This is a genomic window from Deinococcus piscis (genome assembly GCF_014653275.1).
In the GTDB taxonomy this organism is placed as follows: domain Bacteria; phylum Deinococcota; class Deinococci; order Deinococcales; family Deinococcaceae; genus Deinococcus; species Deinococcus piscis.
In genome coordinates this window covers 1-867 of record NZ_BNAL01000086.1, presented here as the reverse complement: position 1 = coordinate 867, position 867 = coordinate 1, and the positions used below count along the sequence as shown (strand labels likewise).

Below are 867 nucleotides of genomic sequence, written 5' to 3'. Positions count from 1 at the left end.
AAGGGCAGTTGGTGGAGCCAACTGGGGAATTGCAATATGATGCAATCTACACCCGGAAGCTACTTATAAAGGCTTAATTTTGTTGCACGATAGTTGGGTTTACCAAAGGATGAATCAAGAACCAAAACAAATCACTTACTTCGCTTGCTTCTGTCTGCCCAGTGCGGGCTTTTCACTTTTCCCTCTCACTACAGCGAGGTCATCAGGTCGGCCTCCACTTCCGGCACGATGCCCAGCTTCAGGTCGTATCGCGCCGTTTCGGGCCACTGGTAAATAGCCAGGGGTTCAGCGCCCAAGCGCCGCGCCCGCTCCACCAGCTCTGGCACAGGCTCCAGAATCCGGGGCCGCGTTTCATCGGGCTGGAGCAGCTTTTTGGCCTGGTGAGCGTAAATGTTGAGGGTATAGCCCTGTAAGGCCCGCCACGCCGCTTTTCTGGTTTCTCTGTCACGAGTGTTCAGAATCACACCCAGCAGCTCATTCACTTTTTCCCTGTCGTAGCCGCGCACAATCACGGGCACCATCTCGCCTTCAATCATGCGGTAGGCGTCGGCCACCTGTCCGAAGTACAGACCCGCGTGGGCATCCTGAAAAGGTTTTTTGCCGTCGAGCACCTTCACTTCAGGGGCACGGGAAACATTCCCGTAAACCTGGCGGAAATACTCGTTAAAGGCGTCGGCCCTGTTCAGGTCGCGGCCCTCGGCCAGTTCGGTTTTGGCGAGGCTTTCACGGACTTCATAGTCGCCACGCGGCACTTTGTGGTCTTCGGGCACGAAAACAATGACTTGCCCCGACTCTAATTTCCCTGACTACCCCTCAAAACTCCGGTAACACTGTCTGAGACGCCAGATTCTATAGACATAAAAAGAG

General features: G+C 54.7%; 1 protein-coding gene. It reads right to left on the bottom strand.

Annotation, left to right across the window (positions count from 1 at the left end; genetic code table 11):
* Positions 1 to 188: 188 nt before the first annotated feature.
* Positions 189 to 770, bottom strand: a complete 582-nt coding sequence (locus IE158_RS13420) for a hypothetical protein (protein ID WP_189644206.1) — start codon at positions 768 to 770, stop codon at positions 189 to 191.
* Between the last annotated feature and the right edge of the window lie 97 nt (positions 771 to 867).